General features: G+C 33.7%; 1 protein-coding gene. It reads left to right on the plus strand.

All coding sequences use genetic code 11. The annotated features are described in order from the left end of the window. Nucleotides 1–32 precede the first annotated feature (32 nt). A complete protein-coding gene (locus tag ACFQ0I_RS17315; RefSeq protein ID WP_379944249.1) occupies nt 33–455 on the plus strand; it encodes a hypothetical protein in 423 nt (140 codons plus the stop codon). Nucleotides 456–561 lie beyond the last annotated feature (106 nt).

Genomic DNA, 561 nt, shown 5'->3' on the forward strand with positions numbered 1-561 from the left:
CGTTGGGCAACATTTGAGAAACCGTGAACTGAATGAAAAAATGGATATTAATAATTATCGGAATAGTTCTAATTGGAATTGTTGGAATCGGAATTAAAATCAGCTCGGATTTTGACAAAGTTGCAGAAGCTTTTCATTCTGAACATTCTCTGCAAGATGCCAGTTTAGTTCTAATTTCCGAATCTATTTCACCCAATAAAAAATACATATATTACGAATATCAATTTGACAATGGTGGATTTGGATACTCAAGAGTTTTTTGGTCAGTTATCGAAAATACTGAAAACAAATCTGACCTAGAAAAAGGACTAATTCCTGATGGATTTAAAATAGTTGGTTGGACAAATGAAAACGAACTGACTTTAGAAAAATGGGAACCTTATTACGAAATAAATAAAACGGAATTGAAAAACGGAACTGAATTGAACGGAGTGAAAATCACTCTTGCGGAATAAAAAAAACGTTGCCCAACACAGTATATAAAAAATTGCTGGTGTTGTGCTTAAACAAAGGTCGTTGCAAGTTTGCTACGTCTGAATTTCCTTTGGAAATTCCTCGCAC

It is taken from the genome of Mariniflexile aquimaris (assembly GCF_042676825.1).
GTDB classification, from domain to species: Bacteria; Bacteroidota; Bacteroidia; order Flavobacteriales; family Flavobacteriaceae; genus Mariniflexile; species Mariniflexile aquimaris.

Excerpts from the sequence above, each read along its gene's own strand:
- ACFQ0I_RS17315 (WP_379944249.1), top strand. The coding sequence starts at position 33 with ATGAAAAAATGGATATTAATAATTATCGGAATAGTTCTAATTGGAATT.